We start from the raw sequence: 19,346 nt of genomic DNA, 5'->3' as shown, positions 1-19,346 counted from the left end.
GCTCATTAGTAGCGCCCTACTTGAGCAAGATAGTTGTCATAATTGGCGCGAATCTCTTCCATCGAATCGCCTCCGAATTTTTCTAGGAATGCCTTGGCCACTTCCCAGGCGACAACATGCTCCATGACGACGCTGGCAGCCGGAACCGCACAGCTGTCCGAACGCTCCACCTGGGCTGTAAAGGGCTCCTTCGTATCGATATCAACACTTTGAAGAGGCTTGTAGAGCGTCGGAATAGGCTTCATTACGCCGCGTACTACTATCTGCTCACCGCTCGTCATTCCGCCCTCGAAACCTCCCAGACGGTTGGATGCGCGGTGGTAGCCCCTCTCCTCCGAATACATGATTTCATCATGAACCTTAGAACCTTTCATCAGCCCCGCTTCAAAGCCAATCCCGATCTCGCAGCCCTTGAAAGCATTAATCGATACAACCGCCTGGGCAATCCGTCCGTCCAGCTTGCGGTCATATTGAACATAGCTGCCCAGTCCCACAGGGACTCCTTCGACGATGCACTCGACGATCCCGCCGATCGAATCGCCTTCCAGCTTGATTTGATCAATGTAGGCCGTCATCTTCGCTTCCGTTTCCTTATCCACCACACGAACCGGCGATTCCTCTGTCAGTGCAATCAGCTCATCAACCGGCAAATTGTTGGCCGGAGCTTCAATCTCTCCGATCCGGATAACCTGGCCTGCTACCTTAATGCCGAAAGCAGCCAGAAACTGCCGCGCCACCGCTCCAACCGCTACACGTGCAGCCGTCTCGCGGGCGCTAGACCGCTCCAGCACATTGCGCAGATCCTTCAGATTGTATTTGAGTCCCCCGTTCAAATCGGCATGACCCGGGCGAGGACGATGAACTCTGCGCTTCTCCTCATCTCCCCCTTCAATGGGCTCGATGTTCATCACGCTTGTCCAATGCTTCCAGTCCTTGTTCTCCACGACAAGTGCAACCGGTGCTCCGGTTGTCTTGCCGTGGCGCACACCGCCTACTATGTTCGCCGTATCCTTCTCGATCTGCATGCGGCGTCCGCGGCCATGACCCTTCTGCCTGCGATGGAGCTGAAAATTCAATTCTTCAAAATCCAATTGCAGGTTGCTTGGCAGCCCTTCAATAATGGCCGTCAGCTGCGGACCATGGGTCTCTCCTGCTGTCAAATAACGTAAACTCACGTTAGTGCTCCTCCTTCAAACCGAACAACGAAAATCGTCACCAGGCTTCTCTTGTTTTACGCCCAAATATCTTTGCTCATTATAGTATAGCCTTGCCGGTTTGACAAGGAATTGGAGGCGCTTGCCCGAAATACAAAAAAGCCGTCAATCGCGCTTGTGACCAAGCGTGACAGACAGCTTCTCCAACCTTTTCCCTAACTGTTAACGGATTGCTTGTCCAGCCTGACTTTCGGATCCGCCGACAAATAAGGATCAGTCATCAATCCTGAAAGCTGGGCCATATCAATGCCAAGAATCTGTGCGCACTCCTGGACATTGATAAATCCCCGTTTGTAAGCTGCTATGACTTTCCGTTTATCCATTATGAAACCTCCAACGCCGTTTGTTTCTAATTGTTAGTATTGGAGAAATTGGAAAACGATATACCCTGCTCACAGCTTGCGGCGGTAAAAGAATGTTTCCTCGGTTTCGAAATCATACTGCGAAGGATTGAATATCTGCTCTGTACTGCCGACAAACAGCAGTCCTCCGGGACGGAGCGCCTGCGAGAACTTGTGATAGAGCAGCTGCTTGGCTTCCTCGGTAAAATAGATCATAACATTGCGGCAAACGATAATATCAAATTGACGCTCGAAGGGGTCATTCAGCAGGTTCTGCTGCTTGAATGTGATGGCTTTCTTCAACCGGTCAGTTATGCCATAATGATCCGTCCCCTGCCTGGTCATATATTTTTGCAGGTAGTTCTTCGGCACATCACGGACAGACCGCTCATGATACACGCCAGCTGCCGCCTTATCCAGAACAATCTGGTCCAGATCGGTAGCCAGAATGGAGGACCGGTCCAGCGCTCCCAGTTCGGCCGTGATCATCGAGAGCGTATAAGGCTCCTCGCCGGTGGAGCAGGCAGCGCTCCACATCTTGATGCGCCCCCCGCCTTTGAGCATCTCCGGAATAAATCGTTTCTCCATCGCTTCCCATCTGCCGGGATTCCGCCAGAACTCGGAAACATTGATGGTCATGCGATCAAGGAATTCATTCATCAGTTTAGCATCATGCTCGATTGCCTTCCAATAGGAGGCGAAGGAATCAAAGCCGTACTTCTGCCGCAGCGTTGTCAGCCGCCGTTTCATCTGCGCTTCCTTATACTGCGTCAGGTCGATATCCGTCTTGTCTTTTATTCGCTTTGAAAAAAGAACGAAATCCATATCCTCCAACCGTCATACCTCCGCTGCCTGCCATGCTCCGTTAAATCCAGTTCTGAATGATCTGCTCATACTCGATCAGCTCATCTTGTCTGAAGAAAATGCCGATCTCCCGTTCAGCACTTTCCGGTGAATCCGATCCATGAATTAGATTGAAATTCGTATGTACGGCATAGTCGGAACGAATGGTTCCGGGGGCTGCTGCGATGGAATCCGTCTTGCCGATCAGCGCACGGGCAAGAGCGATGACATTATCCCCCTGCCAAACCATAGCAAATACAGGACTGGAGGTAATAAAATCAACAAGCGGCGGATAAAACGGCTTGCCGATATGCTCTGCGTAATGACGCTCGGCGAGCTCCGGAGTGATGCTCATGAATTTTGCTGCGACGAGTTTCAGTCCCTTGCGCTCAAAACGGGAAACGATTTCGCCGATCAATCCCCGCTGAACGCCGTCTGGTTTGACCATCAAAAATGTCTTTTCCATCATAAATTCCTCCTCGCTGATGCTAATAATTCCGTTTGGCTACAAAATGCGCGATATCCGTCAGGTTTTTCTTTGCAGGTATATCCGGCAAATCAGCAAGGGCCTGGGTCGCTTTGCTGATATAGCGGGCTGCCAGTTCCTCGGATGTCCTTATTCCTGCGCTCTTACGTATAATGTTCAACGCTTTTTTCGTATCCCCTGCTCCGTCGGACTCGCGAATTTTATTTAATTCGTGAAGCAGCTGCTCCCGCCCCTGTTCCTGCAGCGCAAGCAGAACAGGCAATGTGATATTTCCCTGTCTGATATCCGAACCGGGCGGCTTGCCAATCTGCTTCTCTGTTCCAAGCAGATCCAGCAAATCGTCCCCGATTTGAAACGCCATTCCCACATTGTAGCCAAAACGGTACAGCCTGTTGGAGACCCACCATTCCGCTCCCGATGCAATAGCGCCAAGCTGGCAGCTGGTGGCGATAAGCAGCGCCGTTTTGCGGCGAATCCGCAACAAGTAATCGCGGATCGACTGTTCCGTATTGAAGAAATCGCGAATCTGCTCCATTTCACCGATACACATCTGAACCATCGCTTTGGACAAAATCTGATGGATAAGCGGATTTTTGAGCTCAGTCACAATAGTGAGCGCTTTACCAAAAATATAATCGCCCGTGTACATGGCGATCCGGTTATCCCATTTGCTTTTGACCGTCAGCTGTCCGCGTCGTGTGTCAGCATTGTCAATCACATCGTCATGAACAAGCGAGGACATGTGAATCAGTTCAAGCGAAACCGCGATTTTTTCCAGCGTGTCCAGGCGGTATTCGCCGAATTTACCGGAAAGCAGCACGAATACGGGCCTGATGCGCTTGCCGCCGGCTTTCAGCAGATGAGTGGAGGTTTCGCTCAGAAGGGAGTGATCCGATGTGACGCTTTGTGCCAGCTTCCCTTCGAGAATATCAAGATCGGATTTCATTTTGGCATAGATATCAAGTAGTTTCATTCGTTCACCTGTAGGGCAGTATGATCTGCAAAAAACTCCATCCGGACATGATGGTCAAGCAGGCCAAGTGATCGGGCATATTCAAAATACAGCGACAGCCCCTTCTGCTCCTTCGTTCCAAAGTTATAGGTCAATTCCTGAAAATAGCGCTGCCAGTATTTCTCAGTTCCGCCCAACTGGGCTCTGGCTTTGCTGACTAAAGGCGCAGTGTCCGCGAGGCTGCGGCGCTTGCTGTCCGTTAATGCCTGCAGCACCTGAGATACCGCCTTCGGGTATGCTGCTGCCGCAGTCTTATGCACCGCGAACAAGGCAAAGGTCATGCCAAGGCCTGTCCAGCTGCTCCATAGTTCACCAAGATCAATGACTGTAAATCCCTCGCTGCGCCATGATGCCTGAATGGCCGGATCACCGATGAGAAGAGCGGCATCCGCACTGCCCAGCATCTCGTCAAGCGAAGGGTCCATCGTAATATAGTCCGGTGAAGCCTTGTAGTACAAGGACATCAGGATTTTGAGCAAATTGACCGAAGTCGCCGAAGTGGATGTCAGAGCGATCGTCCCCTTCAACACTTTCTCCAGCGGTTCTTTTGTAATCAGCAGTATTGAATTGACCCGTCCTGCCGCGCTGACTGACAAATCAGGCAGCAGCAGAAAATTGTCCGCATACTGCGCATAGGCGAACGATGACATCGAGGTGATATCGATTTCTCCCCGCTGCATGGCCGTATTAAGCGCAGAGGGCACTCTCCTGTCGATAATAAAACGGTCAGCCGGCAGCTGCTCCTCGGCATAGTGAAAAATCGGCCAGACGTTCGTATAGTCAATGCGTCCGATGGTGATCGGGCGGTTCAGCCCCATGCTACTCATCTCCCCATCTTCTGTACAATTGATGTTCGATCGGCAGCTGGTCCAGTACTTTTCCCACGAGAAAGTTGACCATATCCGCGACTGTTTGCGGTCCGTTATAAAAGGCGGGCATCGCCGGAATTATTTTGACGCCAAGCCTGGCCAGGGTCAGCATATTCTCCAAATGTATCGCATGAAGCGGAGTTTCCCGCGGAACCAGCAGCAGCTTGCGCCCTTCTTTCATCATGACATCCGCCGCGCGCGACATTAAATTATTCGAGCTTCCATGCGCGATTGAAGCAAGTGTGCCCATCGAGCAGGGCATCACGATCATTCCCTCGACCCGGTAGGAGCCGCTGGCGATCGTGGCGCCTATGTTGGCATTAGGATGAAAAACAAGCCTGCCCTCATCAAGCTCCGCTTTGAATTTGTCTTCGAGCGCCGCTTGCCTGCGGGTAGTGTCCCATCCCAATTCTTCCTTCAGAACACGCCAGCCGGATTCCGTGACAACCAGATGAACCTCCACATCAGATGCAAGCAGAACTTCAATCAGGCGTATGCCATATACAGAGCCGCTTGCTCCCGTGATTCCGACAACCCAACGCTTGCGCACCTCTGGGGTGCCTGCGCCTACCATTGGTGAAGCACCATCAGATCGATTAGCGTAAAACCGAATAATGTGATGCTGAGCGCCCCGTTCATTGTGAAGAACGCGGTTTGGACGCGGCTTAGATCGGCAGGCTTTACAATCAGATGCTCGTAGAACAGGATGCCCAGTGCGATGACCACCCCAAGCAAATAACCCCAGCTTAAGTTGGTCATCCAGAATAAGGTAAGGAAGCCCGCAGCCGTAATCAGGTGAAAGAGACGCGCAAGCCAGAGAGCGCCTGATAGACCAAAGCGCGCGGGAATCGAATGGACGCCTTCCTTGCGGTCGAAATCGAAGTCCTGGCAGGCATAGATAATATCAAATCCCGCCAGCCAGAAGGTTACCGTTCCGAAGAGAATCCATGCCGGCCACGCGAACTCTCCCGTTACCGCCACCCAGGCGCCAAGAGGGGCGAGACCGATGGTCAGTCCAAGCACCAGATGACAAAGCCATGTGAAGCGTTTGGTGTACGAATAAAAAACCAGCATGAGCACCGCAATCGGCATCAGCTTGATGCATAAAGGATTGAGCTTGGCTGCTGCAAAAAACAAGACAATAAATGATATCGCGATAAACAGGATAACTTCTGAGGTTTTCAACAAACCTGCGGGTATGGCACGTTTCTCCGTACGCGGGTTCTTCTTGTCAATCACTCTGTCAATCACCCTGTTAAGTCCCATTGCGGCGCTTCTCGCGCCGACCATGGCAAGAAGCACCCAACCGATCTCACTCCACTGCGGAAGCCGGTTTTCCATAACGACTGCTCCAAGCAATGCGCCAATAAAAGCAAATGGCAGGGCAAACACCGTATGCTCCACCTTGATCATTTCCAAAAAAATTCTGAATTTGCGAATCATGCTTCCTCTGTTCCCTTCGTTCCGATATGCAGCGCGGCAATACCACCAGTCAGCGGGTACGCGCGAACGTCTCGGAGACCAATCTCCCGGTATACAGCCGCCAGCTGATTTTGGTCCGGGAAAGCCTTAAGCGATTCCGGAAGCCATTTGTATTGCTCATAACGCTTGGCAAAAAGTTTGCCCAGATTCGGTAAGATACGTTCGAAATAAAAATAATAAATCGACTTGAAAGGCTGCCATACAGGCTTGGACAGCTCAAGACAGACCACTTGGCCGCCCGGCTTGACGACGCGCTGCATTTCTTTGAGCACCTGCACAAGATCCGGCACGTTGCGAAGCCCGAATCCGATGGTTGCATAATCAAACCGGTTGTCCTCGAACGGCAGTTCCATAGCGTTTCCCTGCACAAGCGAGATCTGGTTGTCCAGACTCTCCCGGTCGACTTTTTGCTGACCGACATCAAGCATATTGCGGCTGAAATCCAGCCCGATCATCTTGCCTGTCCCGCTTGCGCGCGCGAGCGCAATCGTCCAGTCGCATGTGCCGCAGCACAAGTCAACGGCCGTTGCGCCCGGTTTGACGTTCATTTTGCGCATGGTGAAGGAGCGCCATGCCTTATGTCTGCGAAAACTGAGCAGATCGTTCATCAGATCGTATTTGGGAGCGATGCTCTCGAACACAGCATGAACATGCGTTTCTTTGGAATTGGATTGCATTATCTTTGATCACCTTCTCTCGCCGTGGACGGAAGCCGCAGGCATCAGCGGACGCCGGAATGATTCTCCGATCTGCAGCAGCTCGCGCACGAGCTTGTCGGACTCAAGCCTGGAAGCGGCCGCTTGAACATGCGCCACGGCGTTTTTCAATTTATCAGCCAGTTGGCTGCGTATATCATACTTGGCAAGAAGAGCGTCGATAAAAAAACTGTCGGCGGTCTTGTCGGCAAGTCCCTGCTTCTCTTCTTCGCTTCCCTCATCCAGGACATGCCAATAGCCCCAGCTGCCGCCGAAACGCTCCGGCTTCTCGCTGCGGGCCAGTTCGTCCAGAATAACCTCGCATCGGCCGAAGCCCTGCAGAAGCACCAGCCAGTCACGAACTGCTTTATCATCCAGAATGTCCGTAAAAGCCTGGAACAATTCGGTTTTCAGCTGAATGCACTGGTTCAGATAATCCTCAGCCGTCACCCGAAGATGCTTCATCTTCACGTACAAATTCATTTTCAGCTTATTGACTTCACAAACTCCTTCGCTGATGCGCCTGATCATATCCACCTGTCCGGCCTGTGCCAGCAGATGATAAAACCGGCTGCTGAAGTAGTCCCCTGCGAGCACCTTAAGCTGGCGCGATCGCATCTCACGTTCAGGGACATGTCCGGAATCGGAATCAATCATATCGTGGGTATCCATACCAAGCTGTACAAGAGCGGCAACCAGCGAGTAAAGCTCACTGTGCAAAAGAGGCGTGCGTTGGTTGGCCAGAAAAGCGAAAAGCAGCCGAATCCGCGAATCAGGAAACTCCGGCAGCTCCGTGTGCGTCTGAATCATCTCATGATCCGTGTACTTCTTGGCTAGTTCAGGTATTCTGTATGGTTTCATAAGGTCAAGCCTCCGGACAGATCAGCGAAAACAGTGCTGTTCTATAATCTAAATTATTATATCATTTTGTCAAGCGTTGCGCTACAAGCCGCCACCCCCATGTGAATGGGTTATCCAAAAGAGGGGCATCTGATTCAGTCAGCTGTCCCCAAACGGATAAGTCCTTCCTGGGATACCGACAAACGCAGCCTCTGTCTCCACTCCGGGCTTGACAGCAGATCCGTCTCTGCGAGGCCGGTCAGCCCGGTAGCCAGCCAATCATCTGTCTTCCTGACGTCGGCGGCTGCCAATACCCGCGCGGCTGACCGTGCTGTATCCCCTCCAGAGGGGACCGGCTCGACAAAACGCACAAGAACACGGTTCACGTTATCCGTCCGCACAAAGGCCAGTTCCAGCAGCCTCTGCAGATCAGCCGCCCATTCCCTGTTTTCATTGCCCCGGCCATCCACCACCAAATCTATCGAGAGAGCAGCCTGGTTCCAGGCTACTTTCCTGATCGCAAGCGACAGCTGCAGACCGATCATGGAATCGACCAGATTTCCGCTGGTCAATTGCTTGATGGGCGTCAGTCGAAAAACGGCTATATCTCCGCTGCGCTGCGGCATGTCCTGCCGGAAATGAGGAAGTGCGGTTAAAAGAACGGTTATTGCCAGCGTCACCACTAATGCAAGGATAAGCCTCTTCCATACGGACATGCTTTCAACGCCTCCGCAACCAGAATGGTCTTCTCCTTACATTGTACAAACTAAAAAAGCAGGCTATGCCTGCTTTTACAATTAGTCTTCGGTGTCGACGGTTCCGTACTTTGTCAGAACAGTGGCTTTTCCGCGGATTTTGATCGCTGACGTATGATCGGTAAACTGGCAGATGAGCACTTCACCCTTGTCCAGCTTCTCGGTGTGATGAAATTTTGTATCCTGTCCGCGTGTGAGTCCGATTACTTGCACGCCCTGGGCTTTCGCTTTTACGACGATGTAATCCCCATGCAAATCACTCATAGAACCGTCCTCCTTGAATTTAAAAAACCGCCTCCCGAACGAAAGCGCTCAAGGGCAGCAGTTTATGGTTAGTTGTATAAAATGGTCGGGTGTACCGGATTTGAACTGGCGACCTCTACCACCCCAAGGTAGCGCTCTACCAAGCTGAGCTAACACCCGCCATGAATCGGGTCAGTGCAAGCATCTTTCAGACACTTTCAAAACTGCACCCGTCAACCGCAAAGCCCAGTTTACTGGAATTAGAAGGGATTGTCAATAGGGATTTCACTCGAAAAACGCCCGAATGCTAACAAGCATCCGGGCGCCATCAGCGGCAGTGCCGCGCTATTATTTGGAGACTAGGTCTTTAAGCGATTTACCTGCTTTAAAGCTCGGGATTTTGCTGGCCGGGATATCAATCTCCTGACCCGTTTGCGGGTTGCGGCCTTTACGGGCTTCGCGGCTCTTCACCTCGAAGTTTCCGAATCCGACAAGCTGTACTTTATCTCCGCCTTGCAGCGAATCCGAGATGGCATCAAATACAGCGTCAACCGCTTTGGATGCATCCTTCTTGGAAAGCTCAGTCAACTCGGCTACCTTGGCAATCAGTTCCGTTTTGTTCAATTCTTTCACCTCCCCTTAAGTGCAGTTCATAAGCACATCAATATCATTCTGTTTTACCGAAACCTGAGAAATTATACCTGCAGGCTGTAGTAAAGATGAATTTGCTGTCCTTTTCGTAAGATAAGAGCCAGCTTGCCGCACACTTGAAAATCAAAATTTGGATAAGTGTGCAGCTCCTGCATACTGTACGACGAACAGATTTATAGTAATACAGCGTCTATATAATTTCAAGGGGGAGGGCGTTTTTCCCATGGAAACCATGGGTTTTTTATGTTTTTTTGCGGTTTAAGTGCACAAATGTAACAGCCAGAGCGAGCACAAGCACACAACCTTTCACAATATCATTGGTATAATATTGCAGGTTCATCATGGTCATCCCGTTGAGCAGCACTCCAATCAGCACCGATCCAATGAACGTTCCGATCACATTCGGGCGTCCCGCGCCGAGCACGGAATAACCGACAAAAACCGCCGCCACCGCTTCCATCAAGACGGAGGATCCCGCGTCGATTTGGCCTGTTCCGACCCTGGCCGAGAACAGAATGCCGCCAATAGCCGCGAACAAGCCCGAAGCGACATAAGCCGCGGTGCGGATCCGTTTGACCCGAACGCCCGACAGCCTTGCGGCTTCTTCATTGCCGCCGGTCATTTGCATTTGGCGTCCCCAGCGCGTATAAGTGAAGAACACATGCACGCCTGCTACGGCGATCACCATGAGGATGACCGGAATCGGGATTCCCAGCCATTTGCCCTGTCCCAGCCACAGGAAATCCTCCCGAAATACGCCGGGAGCCGTCGTTCCGTCGGTCAGCTGCATATTGTTGTAAATGGAGTAGCCTTTGGTGAACGTTTTATGAACACCCGCCACAATATACATTATAGCCAGTGTCGCAAGCAGATCCGGAATCCGGATTCTGACGATCAGCAGGGCATTGATCAGCCCTACCACAACACCGATAAGCAGAGGAAACACGATGACCACAATCAACGGCTGTTCATACCAAACCATCAGGGCTGCGGAGACAACCGTCGTAAGCGACACCGTGGAGCCTACCGAAAGGTCAAAGCCGTCCACAGTCAGCGAGAATGTGACGCCGATTGCAACGAAGGTAACGATCGAGATGGAACGTAAAATATCCGTTATATTGCTGTAGGTAAAAAAGTGCTCATTCCAAAAAGAAAAAAACAGGATGACGATACCTATAACCATTATAGAGCCGTATTTAAAAATAAAATCCATCGGTTTGCTGATCATGCTGTACCTTCTCCTCCCCCGCTGGCATAGTAGAGCAATTGCTCTTGGGTCGTTTCTCCCCGCCCAAAGGAAGCCACAATCCGTCCATCATACATAACCAGAATACGATCGGCAATACCCAGCGCCTCTGAGAACTCGCATGTTAAATAAACAATTCCCCTGCCCTGCTGCGCCAATTCCCCTATGATGCGGAAAATATCGCTTTTGGCGCCAATATCGACGCCTTTTGTCGGTTCATCAAACAAAAATACGTCTACCCCTGCATTCAGCCATTTGCCGATTGCCACCTTTTGCTGATTGCCCCCGCTTAAATACATCGTTTTCTGGGCGGGAGACGGAGTCTTGATGCCCAAACGGCTGATCACCGATGAAGCATTGCCCTGTTCGCCTGAGCGGGAGAGAAACCCGAAACGCGAGAGCAGCTTCAGAATCGGCAGACTGAGATTGCGCTGCACCGACTCAGAGACAAGAATCCCCTGACTCCGCCGCTCTTCGGGTACCAGCGCGATACCTCCGTTTATGGCCGTGGCCGGCTGGGAGAGATTCATCCTGGTTCCATTGACGCGGACTTCGCCGGAATCGACGGCATCTGCGCCAAACAGAAGCCGGGAAAGCTCCGTCTTTCCTGCGCCGACAAGTCCGACAATCGCAACAATTTCCCCCTTCTTCACCGAGAAGCTGACATCCTGCACAGTACGTGATGCTGTCATACGCGATGCTGTCAAGCCTTTCACTTCGAGCACAACTGACCCGATTTCTGCCTCAGCTTTGGGGAATTCCTGCTCGAAGCTTCTCCCGAGCATTGCCTGAATGACGCCGTCCATATCGGTTTCCTGCTTGTCCTCCGTAAGTACGCGCTCGCCGTCTCGCATGACAGTAATCCGGTCGCACATCTCGAACACTTCCGGCAGACGGTGGGTAATGAAAATACAACCGATGCCGTCGTCCCTCAGTTGCCTCATAACACGGAACAACCGCTCAGCCTCTTCAAGGCTGAGCGGTGCGGTCGGTTCGTCGAAAATGACAAACTTTGCTTGTTCGGTGAGCAGGCGTGCGACAAGGACAAGCTGTTTCTCGGCCAGGGTCAGTTCACTGACCCGTTTGCGGACCGGTATAGGAGAGTCGAGGCGCCGCAGAACGGCCTCCGCCTCCTGATGGAAGGCTTTCCAGCCAAGAAAGTGGCGGCTTCCCGGCGAAGATATGCGGTCAAGCATAATATTCTCCGTAACGGTCAGATGCGGAACCAGTGCCGTATCGACCTCCTGGTAGACGCAATGGATGCCGCTTGCTTTGGCATCACCTGGCGTCCGGACCTGGATTGTCTTGCCGTCAATTTGGATTGAGCCGGAATCCGATGTATAAGCACCTGAAAGAATTTTCATCAAGGTGCTTTTACCCGCTCCGTTCGCGCCCAGCAGAGCGTGAATTTCACCTGACCGGACTTCAAAGTCAACCTCTTTGAGCGCGTGCACACCGGCAAAGGATTTGCCGATGCCGCGCATAATCAAACTGCTGCTGTACCCCATGCTGCACTTCCTTGTCTGCTCATTCGCCTGCATCATGCAAACGGGCTATTATTTTGCAGCTGAAGCTTCAAGCTCCTTCAACGTATCGGTATAACCTTGATCGTTGCTGCCCCATCCTTCAACATATTGGCTAAGCTGCGTTGTACTTACTTTCTCCGGGAGAGCAGGCAAATCCTCACGTTTGACCATGGAAGGAGTGAGGACGACTGTCTCATCCGTTTGATCTCCGTTGAATTTTTGATACAAGTAACGAACTTGAACGCTGCCGATCGAGATCGGATCTACGGCTGCGGAAGCGACCCAGGGACTTGCCGTATCTTGAATCATTTGAAGATCCTCATCGCTCATATCGATACCGTATACTTTAATTTCTGTACGTCCAGCCTGCTGGATTGCGCGCGAGGCTCCTTTGGCAAACTCATCCCATGCTGCCCATACCGCTGTAATATCGCCTTTGTTCGGAAATTTCTTCAAAACGGCTTCCATTTGCGATTGTGCATCCATGGCTGGATTGTTGGCATTGCCGAAAGCGGAGATTTGCTTGATGTCCGGATTGCTTTCCATAAACGCCTTATAAGCGACTTCACGGCGTTCCATAGGGGCAAAGCCGGCTACCCACACTTTAACGATGCTGCCTTTGCCGCCAATATCTTCAGACATTTTGTTCAACGTCATTTCCGACATTTTCTGGTCATCCTGCTGAAGGACCGTTACGCCCGGAATTTTGATATCCGCGTCGAAAACGACGACTTGAATGTTCTGCTCAAGAGCCTTTTTGATGCCGGCTTCAAGCGCACCTGCTTGTCCATGATCGATCAAAATCCCGTCGAAACCTTGGTTGACGGCCGCATCCAGGTTGGAGGACATTTTGGCAAGATCATTATCCGATGCGAACACCTGCACCTCGCCGCCGAATTTGGCTGCTTGATCCTTGACGCCCTGAATATATTGCGACGAGAACGTTCCTGTATTAAACTGCATTATAAGGGCAATTTTCTTGCCTTTGAGTGCGTCCAGGTCTTTGGAATCATTTGTTGTGCCGGCTTCATTGGCTTGGTTCGCCTCGCCAGTCTGGTTCGTTGCATTGTCCCCGGTCTCGCTCGCTGCATTGCTGCCGCTATTTGTACTCTCGTTTGTTTTGTTGCCGCAAGCGCTCAGCACGACCATCAGAGCAACCGCCAGCAGCATAATAGATACTTTTCCCCATTGTTTCATCTTCTCTTTCTCCTCCTGCTAACTCTTTCTATTTTTCATAATGATTATAATATCATGGTTTCCTACTATGTCAATCGGAATTAATAACCTATATGTAGAGATTATCCTTTTATCTGTAAAAACGAGAAAAGAGACACGCCTAAGCGTGCCTCCAGCCTTGATTTTGGACTATAAAATGATGGCAATCAATCCGCCTGAGCCCTCGTTGATAATACGTCCGAGCGTCTCCTGGAGCTTGTAGCGGGCATTATCCGGCATCATCGCGATTTTGCCCTGAATGCCTTCGCGCACGATGGAGTGCAGCGAGCGGCCAAATATGTCGGATTCCCAAATCTTTATCGGGTCATTCTCAAAGTCCTGCATCAAATACCGGACCAGCTCTTCACTTTGCTTCTCCGTACCGATGATCGGCGCGAATTCAGATTCCACATCGACACGGATCATATGAATGGATGGCGCCGTCGCTTTCAGCCGGACGCCGAATCTTGAGCCTTGACGGATCAGCTCCGGCTCGTCGAGTGCCATTTCCGCCAAAGATGGGGCTGCTATGCCGTAGCCGGTTGTTTTTACCATCTCCAGCGCTTCGGCGAACCGGTCATATTCGCGCTTCGCGTGGGCGAATTCCTGCATCAGCTGCAGCAGATGGTCCTTCCCGCGAATTTCCACGCCCACAACTTCCATCAGGATTTGATCATACAGCTCATCCGGCGCATAGAGGTCAATTTCCGCGACCCCTTGGCCCATATTCATTCCGCTCAGGCCCGCTCTCGCAATAAATTCATAATCCATGAACTGCGAAACGACGCGGTCCACATCACGCAAACGGCGGATATCCTTAACCGTATCGCGAACGGAATTCTCATAGTTGCTGCGCAGCCAGTGCTGATCGTTCAGCACCATGACCCAGCTTGGAAGGTTGACATTGACTTCATGCACCGGGAACTCATAGAGCACTTCTCGGAGCACCGACATGACATCTTCCTCGCCCATTGTGGCTACACTGAGCGTCATCACCGGAATATCATATTTGGCCTGCAGCTCGCTCCGAAGCTGAATAGCTTCGTCACTGCGCGGACGTGTGGAGTTCACAATGAGGACGAAGGGCTTGCCTACCTCCTTCAGCTCCTCAATAACGCGCTCTTCCGCTTCAACATAGGAGCTGCGGGGAATTTCGGCAATCGTACCGTCAGTCGTCACGACGACACCAAGGGTGGAATGCTCCTGGATAACTTTTCGTGTGCCAATTTCCGCCGCTTCCTGGAAAGGAATCGGCTCGTCGAACCAAGGCGTCGTAATCATCCGCGGACCGTTCTCGTCCTCATAGCCTTTTGCCCCGTTTACGGCGTAACCTACACAATCCACCAGACGGATGTTGACATCAAGCCCTTCTGCCACACGAAGCTGAACGGCTTGATTAGGCACGAATTTTGGTTCTGTTGTCATGATTGTCTTGCCTGCTGCGCTCTGCGGCAGCTCATCAATTGCTCTTACCCGATCGGCGTCGTTCGTGATGTTTGGCAGAACAACCGTCTCCATGAACCGCTTGATGAAGGTTGATTTGCCTGTGCGGACCGCACCGACGACGCCGAGGTAAATATCCCCGCCGGTTCGTTCGGCTATGTCCTTGAAAATGTCCACTTTCTCCACTGAATATCCCCTCCCAATCGAATTTCGCCTGTACATGGACGTACCGTTACTGCCGCGTATCCTCCTGCTGTGTAGCCGCCTGTGTCCGCCGCCTTTCGCCGTCTTTTCGGAGCAGGCCAGCGACGCAACTCGTACATGATTTTGGACTAGTAATAGCTTATTGCGCGTTCGTCCCAATTATGACGACTTGCTGATGAAATCTTTCGATTTGCTTCCTTGGCATCTTCGCCTCTGGTCCTTCCAATGAATGAGGTATATGAGAGAAAGAGCGCTGCTATGCCTTGAACATAAAAAAATCCCCCCTGCGCCTGCCCGGGGCACAAAGGGGACATGTATTCTCGTGTACAGCCGTTCACTTGAGGACCGCTTGCGGTTCCCCATTAATGAGATGATACACCGGAGACTTGACCGGAACGAAATCCGCATTGTTGACCAGCAGCTCGCGCAGGTCCTGCGCTGGTGCGGCGCTCTTGCCTCCAGCCTTCTCAATGGCCTGCATGATATCGCTTCCGTAATCAATGTACACATTTCCATTGGCATCCATCAGCGTGTATAATGTCTGGCCTGTGAACATGCTGCGGATTACAGGCTCTTTCACAGCAAGCTTCTTATAATCAATGCGGACAAAATCCGGATAGGCCTCATCTGACGACGGGAGCTCGCCATTATGTCCACTCCTATAAGTTTTAACCGCTGCCTGGACATCATTGACTTGTTGATAGATTACCAGATTCATGAGCTTCACCGTCGGATCGGTCTCCTCGTTAATGATAAGGTAGTAATAGCTTCCTCCTTTTTCATAAGCGGTCTCCGGAATGCTCGTTAAGTAATTCATTCTTTGCAGCTTCGCAAAATCAATCAAATATTTTTCATAAATCGGCGTATCTTGATCACTATTTTGAATCGGGAGCAGCCCCGTATCTTTCTGATATTGGTCTATTACCGTCTGCACATTCAGGATGGCATCCTTGGCCGGCTGCTTAGCCAGCTGGTCATCCGGGTACAGACAGCCAGGCAACATAATAATCATCGCCAGCAAAGTAATCATAGCAGCTGCGCTTCTTGTTCCTTGTCTAATCATAGTGCCTCCTGAGCGTTATAGCTTGTTGCCGTAACCGGTCTCAAGCTTGAATCCTGCGCCTACCAGAGCTTATCTTCCTCCGCCTGACGCATTAACTGTTTCCTGACTGCTGCGCGAAGCGGATCTTCTGGTACCTCTACAACCGCTTTACCGATAATTTTAGCCTGACAGGCGAGCCTTGTGCCCTCGGCTTCAAGTCCCCCGAGCTTATACCGTTCATTATTCTGCATGGGAGACAGACCGCTTCCGTTTTGCGCTACGACTTTGCACATCAGGCAGGAGGCTTTCCCGTCGCATCTCGTACGTACCGGGATACCGAAGCGGCGGGCGGCGTCCAGCACCGTTGTGCCTGCCCGTACCGATACGGTACGTTCCGAAGGAAGAAACGTGATGTCTACATTCATAGCGGCCCCTCGTTTCTGGAGTTTCCAATAAGATCGTGTATGGCGCCAATTGATGATCCGCTTAGTTGATTTGCCGACTCAATGGCTTCAAAAGCTTCCAGGTGAACTGTGGGCTCAGCGCGCACCGCACCGGCGATGAGTACCACCCTGTCCAAACGCTCACGCAGCAGATTGAACCACATTTCATGCGCCAAGGGAACAATGCCAATGGCGGTACCTTTGACTGATAGGGAGAGCTGCCGGGGCGCAAGCACCTGAGTGACCTGCACGGCATAACGGTCCACACCAGATGTAATGACAAAGCCGCCGACCAGCTCAACCGGAACCCCTTCGATGAGATAATGGCTGAGCACCGAACGGTAGATACCGCTAACGCTTACCTGCTGCTGATCCGTGGCGTAGCTCTGCAGCATCTCATGCAGGCGCAACGCATCGCTTTCATCCGCGTAAATATCCAGATCGCGCGGGGGGTTATCGAGCTTGATGCCCCTGAGCAGCAGGCCGGCGCTTCCTCCAGTCAGCCACGTGGCATTGGCGGAAAGACCCGCTTCCGCGATGATGGACAATACAGACAGCAGGTTACTTTCGTTCAGCAACAAAAAGCACTTCCTTCAAATTAAAAATAAGTCCGGTTCTCCGCTTTGATTGCAGCATCTGCCGATTTAACTACCGCCTGACAGCCCAGCCGGTAGCCCTCATCGAATTCCTGGGGCTCCAAGCGGTCCCATTCTTCATCTGTGACATCTTCAAGGAATTCTCCACCTTCTATAACGAGGCATCTGCATCGCGCACAAGTGCCGCGCGTACAGGAGAATCCCCAATCCAGATTGTGCTTCAGCGCGATATCAAGCAAGGACAGTCCCGCCTCAGCCTCAACGCGAATTGATCTGGTCAACCCTTTTAATTCTAACATATGCAAACCCTACTTCCTTTCGACATTGCAAACTGTACCCCTCGGCTCTTTATGTAATCGAAATTAATCCGAGAAACCCGCCAATCACCAAGAGCAAAAAAGCAAAAGAAGAAACCAGCATCTTAAACACGCCCTTGGTCTTGTACCTTGCCAGAGTGATCAGAACCGCAGCTATTGCCATAAGCCCGATCCCCACAAAAGAAACCCACATTTTCATCATCGGATCCATATTGCATTGTCGCCACCTTGTCCACCAAATAGTCGCTTCATTATACCATTAGTGTACTTTGCTCTGCTACTTTCAGGTTTAATTAGCAGGTTGCAAACAACGGAACCAAAAAAAAATAAGGATCTCGGCGCTGGGCGGCTCGCTGCGGTAGCTTCGCCGCCTGCGCCGTGCGCTTCAATCCTCATTTTACTTCTTAAGCATCATTTTCATCAGCATTTCCATGCTTGACGTGTTCATCCCGCTCTTCTTAACGGCACCGATAATATCGTTGACCGTTTTATCCGTAACCGGCACCTTGGCCATAGCCGATACGGACTTGATAAGCTTGCGCAGCTCATCTTCATCCTGCAATGTATTGGCTGTTACATTGCTGGCCAGCTTTTTAACTGCATTCTCCGTTATCGGTTTACCGGTCTTTTTGTTGACCGCATTAAGAACGTCTTTGGAAAGATTGTTTTTATCGCTCAATTTTTCCCCTCCTACAAGAGTTTGCGAAGTAAACTCACTCGTAAGCACAGGCTTAGTTTACGAAGTAAACCCACCTCGCAAGCGTATGCCCAGTTTACGAAACGTAAGCTTACTTCGAAAGCAAAAGCTTGCTTTCCTCGTATCATATGAGGGGAAAGGATTATTGGTGTAGGCCCCAGGAGCCCGCTCCTTCTTCCATTTCATGCGTGCGGCCCCGGCCCATCAAATCCTCGACGGCGCTGCGCGGCGGTTTATTCGCAAACAAAACCTGGTACAGCTGCTCCGTAATCGGCATGACCACATCGAATCTGGCAGCGAGCTCACGCGCTGCGCTTGTTGTGCGGACGCCCTCAACCACCATTCCCATACGCTGCAGTACGTCATCCAGTGCAAGTCCGCCGGCAAGCATGGAACCTGCACGCCAATTGCGGCTGTGCTTGCTTGTACAGGTGACAACCAAATCACCGATGCCGGCAAGACCGGCAAAGGTTAAGGGGTTCGCCCCCATTGCCGTGCCCAGACGGCTGATCTCGGCCAATCCTCTGGTAATGAGCGCAGCCTTGGCATTGTCGCCAAAGCCCAGTCCATCCGTCAATCCCGCCCCAAGGGCGATAATATTCTTGATTGCACCCGCTACCTCAACACCGACAACATCGGGATTGGTATATACCCGAAAATATGGGGTGATAAAGGCATCCTGAGCCCGTTCTGCTGATTCCTGGCATGCTGATGCCACTACAACCGTCGTCGGTTGTTTGTTCACGACCTCTTCTGCATGGCTGGGTCCTGAGAGCACAACAAGCTGTTTCGGATCACCCGACAGCTCCTCGGCAAGAATTGAAGTCATCCGGTTATAGGTGACGGATTCAAAGCCTTTGGTTGCATGAACACAAAGCGTTCCCTCAGCGATAAAAGGAGCGGCCTGTCTGGCCACTTCCCGCATGGCGGAGGAAGGCGCGGCAAAAAGAACAAGCTCTGCCCCTGTGACGGCTTGTTCTATACCGGTAGTGGCTCCTATCCTGTCAGACAGTACAGTGTCGGGTAAAAATTTATGGTTGCGATGCTCTTCATTGATTTCCGTGACTTGCTCGGAATTGCGGGCCCACATGATGACGTTGTAGTCATTGTCAGCAAGAACGGCTGCCAGTGCGGTCCCCCAGCTTCCGGCAACAAGGACGGCTGCTTTCCGGTTTGTCATATGTG

General features: G+C 51.6%; 24 protein-coding genes and 1 tRNA gene. All 25 read right to left on the bottom strand.

What is annotated here, in order from left to right; genetic code table 11:
- Nucleotides 1-5: 5 nt before the first annotated feature.
- On the bottom strand, nucleotides 6-1,175 hold the full coding sequence (gene aroC / locus AC0YOB_RS13685; RefSeq protein ID WP_475786520.1) for a chorismate synthase: 1,170 nt from the start codon (nucleotides 1,173-1,175) through the stop codon (nucleotides 6-8).
- 194 nt (nucleotides 1,176-1,369) lie between these two features.
- On the bottom strand, nucleotides 1,370-1,537 hold the full coding sequence (locus AC0YOB_RS13680) for a hypothetical protein (protein ID WP_210041407.1): 168 nt from the start codon (nucleotides 1,535-1,537) through the stop codon (nucleotides 1,370-1,372).
- Between the two features lie 69 nt (nucleotides 1,538-1,606).
- Entirely contained in the window at nucleotides 1,607-2,389 is a 783-nt protein-coding gene (locus tag AC0YOB_RS13675) for a CheR family methyltransferase (RefSeq protein ID WP_475793261.1), read from the bottom strand.
- A 31-nt stretch (nucleotides 2,390-2,420) separates the two neighbouring features.
- A complete protein-coding gene (gene ndk, locus AC0YOB_RS13670) occupies nucleotides 2,421-2,864 on the bottom strand; it encodes a nucleoside-diphosphate kinase (protein WP_475793260.1) in 444 nt (147 codons plus the stop codon).
- A 22-nt stretch (nucleotides 2,865-2,886) separates the two neighbouring features.
- Nucleotides 2,887-3,858, bottom strand: coding sequence for a polyprenyl synthetase family protein (locus AC0YOB_RS13665; protein WP_475793259.1), 972 nt, complete (start codon nucleotides 3,856-3,858; stop codon nucleotides 2,887-2,889).
- Complete coding sequence (locus AC0YOB_RS13660) at nucleotides 3,855-4,715, bottom strand: menaquinone biosynthetic enzyme MqnA/MqnD family protein (RefSeq protein ID WP_475793258.1); 861 nt, start codon at nucleotides 4,713-4,715, stop codon at nucleotides 3,855-3,857. Before AC0YOB_RS13660 ends, AC0YOB_RS13665 begins: the two co-directional genes overlap by 4 nt.
- Before the next feature lies 1 nt (nucleotide 4,716).
- Nucleotides 4,717-5,340 (bottom strand): UbiX family flavin prenyltransferase, encoded by a 624-nt coding sequence (locus tag AC0YOB_RS13655; protein ID WP_210041432.1) that lies wholly within the window; start codon nucleotides 5,338-5,340, stop codon nucleotides 4,717-4,719.
- Entirely contained in the window at nucleotides 5,334-6,209 is an 876-nt protein-coding gene (locus AC0YOB_RS13650; RefSeq protein ID WP_210041434.1) for a UbiA-like polyprenyltransferase, read from the bottom strand. Before AC0YOB_RS13650 ends, AC0YOB_RS13655 begins: the two co-directional genes overlap by 7 nt.
- The gene (locus AC0YOB_RS13645) at nucleotides 6,206-6,925 is read right to left on the bottom strand and encodes a demethylmenaquinone methyltransferase (RefSeq protein ID WP_475793257.1); all 720 of its coding nucleotides are present in this window, start codon (nucleotides 6,923-6,925) and stop codon (nucleotides 6,206-6,208) included. The genes AC0YOB_RS13650 and AC0YOB_RS13645 overlap by 4 nt, the downstream gene beginning before the upstream one ends.
- Nucleotides 6,926-6,934: 9 nt before the next feature.
- Complete coding sequence (locus AC0YOB_RS13640) at nucleotides 6,935-7,804, bottom strand: heptaprenyl diphosphate synthase component 1 (RefSeq protein ID WP_475793256.1); 870 nt, start codon at nucleotides 7,802-7,804, stop codon at nucleotides 6,935-6,937.
- Nucleotides 7,805-7,938: 134 nt separating this feature from the next.
- Entirely contained in the window at nucleotides 7,939-8,499 is a 561-nt protein-coding gene (locus AC0YOB_RS13635; protein WP_475793255.1) for a hypothetical protein, read from the bottom strand.
- Between the two features lie 81 nt (nucleotides 8,500-8,580).
- Nucleotides 8,581-8,802: a trp RNA-binding attenuation protein MtrB gene (gene mtrB / locus AC0YOB_RS13630; protein WP_210041449.1), complete on the bottom strand. Its 222-nt coding sequence runs from the start codon at nucleotides 8,800-8,802 to the stop codon at nucleotides 8,581-8,583.
- Nucleotides 8,803-8,884: 82 nt separating this feature from the next.
- Nucleotides 8,885-8,961 (bottom strand) — tRNA-Pro (locus AC0YOB_RS13625).
- 168 nt (nucleotides 8,962-9,129) lie between these two features.
- Entirely contained in the window at nucleotides 9,130-9,405 is a 276-nt protein-coding gene (locus AC0YOB_RS13620; protein ID WP_210041451.1) for an HU family DNA-binding protein, read from the bottom strand.
- A gap of 268 nt (nucleotides 9,406-9,673) precedes the next feature.
- Nucleotides 9,674-10,660: an ABC transporter permease gene (locus tag AC0YOB_RS13615; RefSeq protein WP_475793254.1), complete on the bottom strand. Its 987-nt coding sequence runs from the start codon at nucleotides 10,658-10,660 to the stop codon at nucleotides 9,674-9,676.
- Nucleotides 10,657-12,186, bottom strand: a complete 1,530-nt coding sequence (locus AC0YOB_RS13610) for a sugar ABC transporter ATP-binding protein (RefSeq protein WP_475793253.1) — start codon at nucleotides 12,184-12,186, stop codon at nucleotides 10,657-10,659. The genes AC0YOB_RS13615 and AC0YOB_RS13610 overlap by 4 nt, the downstream gene beginning before the upstream one ends.
- Nucleotides 12,187-12,234: 48 nt before the next feature.
- A complete protein-coding gene (locus tag AC0YOB_RS13605; protein ID WP_475793252.1) occupies nucleotides 12,235-13,401 on the bottom strand; it encodes a sugar ABC transporter substrate-binding protein in 1,167 nt (388 codons plus the stop codon).
- Nucleotides 13,402-13,569: 168 nt separating this feature from the next.
- Nucleotides 13,570-15,048: a stage IV sporulation protein A gene (spoIVA, locus tag AC0YOB_RS13600; RefSeq protein ID WP_475767907.1), complete on the bottom strand. Its 1,479-nt coding sequence runs from the start codon at nucleotides 15,046-15,048 to the stop codon at nucleotides 13,570-13,572.
- Between the two features lie 352 nt (nucleotides 15,049-15,400).
- The gene (locus AC0YOB_RS13595) at nucleotides 15,401-16,129 is read right to left on the bottom strand and encodes a hypothetical protein (protein WP_475793251.1); all 729 of its coding nucleotides are present in this window, start codon (nucleotides 16,127-16,129) and stop codon (nucleotides 15,401-15,403) included.
- Nucleotides 16,130-16,188: 59 nt separating this feature from the next.
- A complete protein-coding gene (locus AC0YOB_RS13590) occupies nucleotides 16,189-16,533 on the bottom strand; it encodes a 2Fe-2S iron-sulfur cluster-binding protein (protein ID WP_210041480.1) in 345 nt (114 codons plus the stop codon).
- Nucleotides 16,530-17,129: a nucleotidyltransferase family protein gene (locus AC0YOB_RS13585; RefSeq protein ID WP_475793250.1), complete on the bottom strand. Its 600-nt coding sequence runs from the start codon at nucleotides 17,127-17,129 to the stop codon at nucleotides 16,530-16,532. Before AC0YOB_RS13585 ends, AC0YOB_RS13590 begins: the two co-directional genes overlap by 4 nt.
- A gap of 20 nt (nucleotides 17,130-17,149) precedes the next feature.
- Entirely contained in the window at nucleotides 17,150-17,446 is a 297-nt protein-coding gene (locus AC0YOB_RS13580; protein ID WP_475793249.1) for a 2Fe-2S iron-sulfur cluster-binding protein, read from the bottom strand.
- 49 nt (nucleotides 17,447-17,495) lie between these two features.
- A complete protein-coding gene (locus AC0YOB_RS13575) occupies nucleotides 17,496-17,675 on the bottom strand; it encodes a DUF2768 family protein (RefSeq protein WP_210041485.1) in 180 nt (59 codons plus the stop codon).
- Between the two features lie 186 nt (nucleotides 17,676-17,861).
- The gene (locus AC0YOB_RS13570) at nucleotides 17,862-18,143 is read right to left on the bottom strand and encodes a stage VI sporulation protein F (RefSeq protein WP_210041494.1); all 282 of its coding nucleotides are present in this window, start codon (nucleotides 18,141-18,143) and stop codon (nucleotides 17,862-17,864) included.
- Between the two features lie 160 nt (nucleotides 18,144-18,303).
- Entirely contained in the window at nucleotides 18,304-19,341 is a 1,038-nt protein-coding gene (locus tag AC0YOB_RS13565; RefSeq protein ID WP_475793248.1) for an NAD(P)H-dependent glycerol-3-phosphate dehydrogenase, read from the bottom strand.
- Nucleotides 19,342-19,346: the final 5 nt, after the last annotated feature.

The organism is Paenibacillus sp. JT31N17 (genome assembly GCF_056269255.1).
Note: the sequence above shows the minus strand (reverse complement) of the source record. Positions and strands in the feature narration are given on the sequence as shown.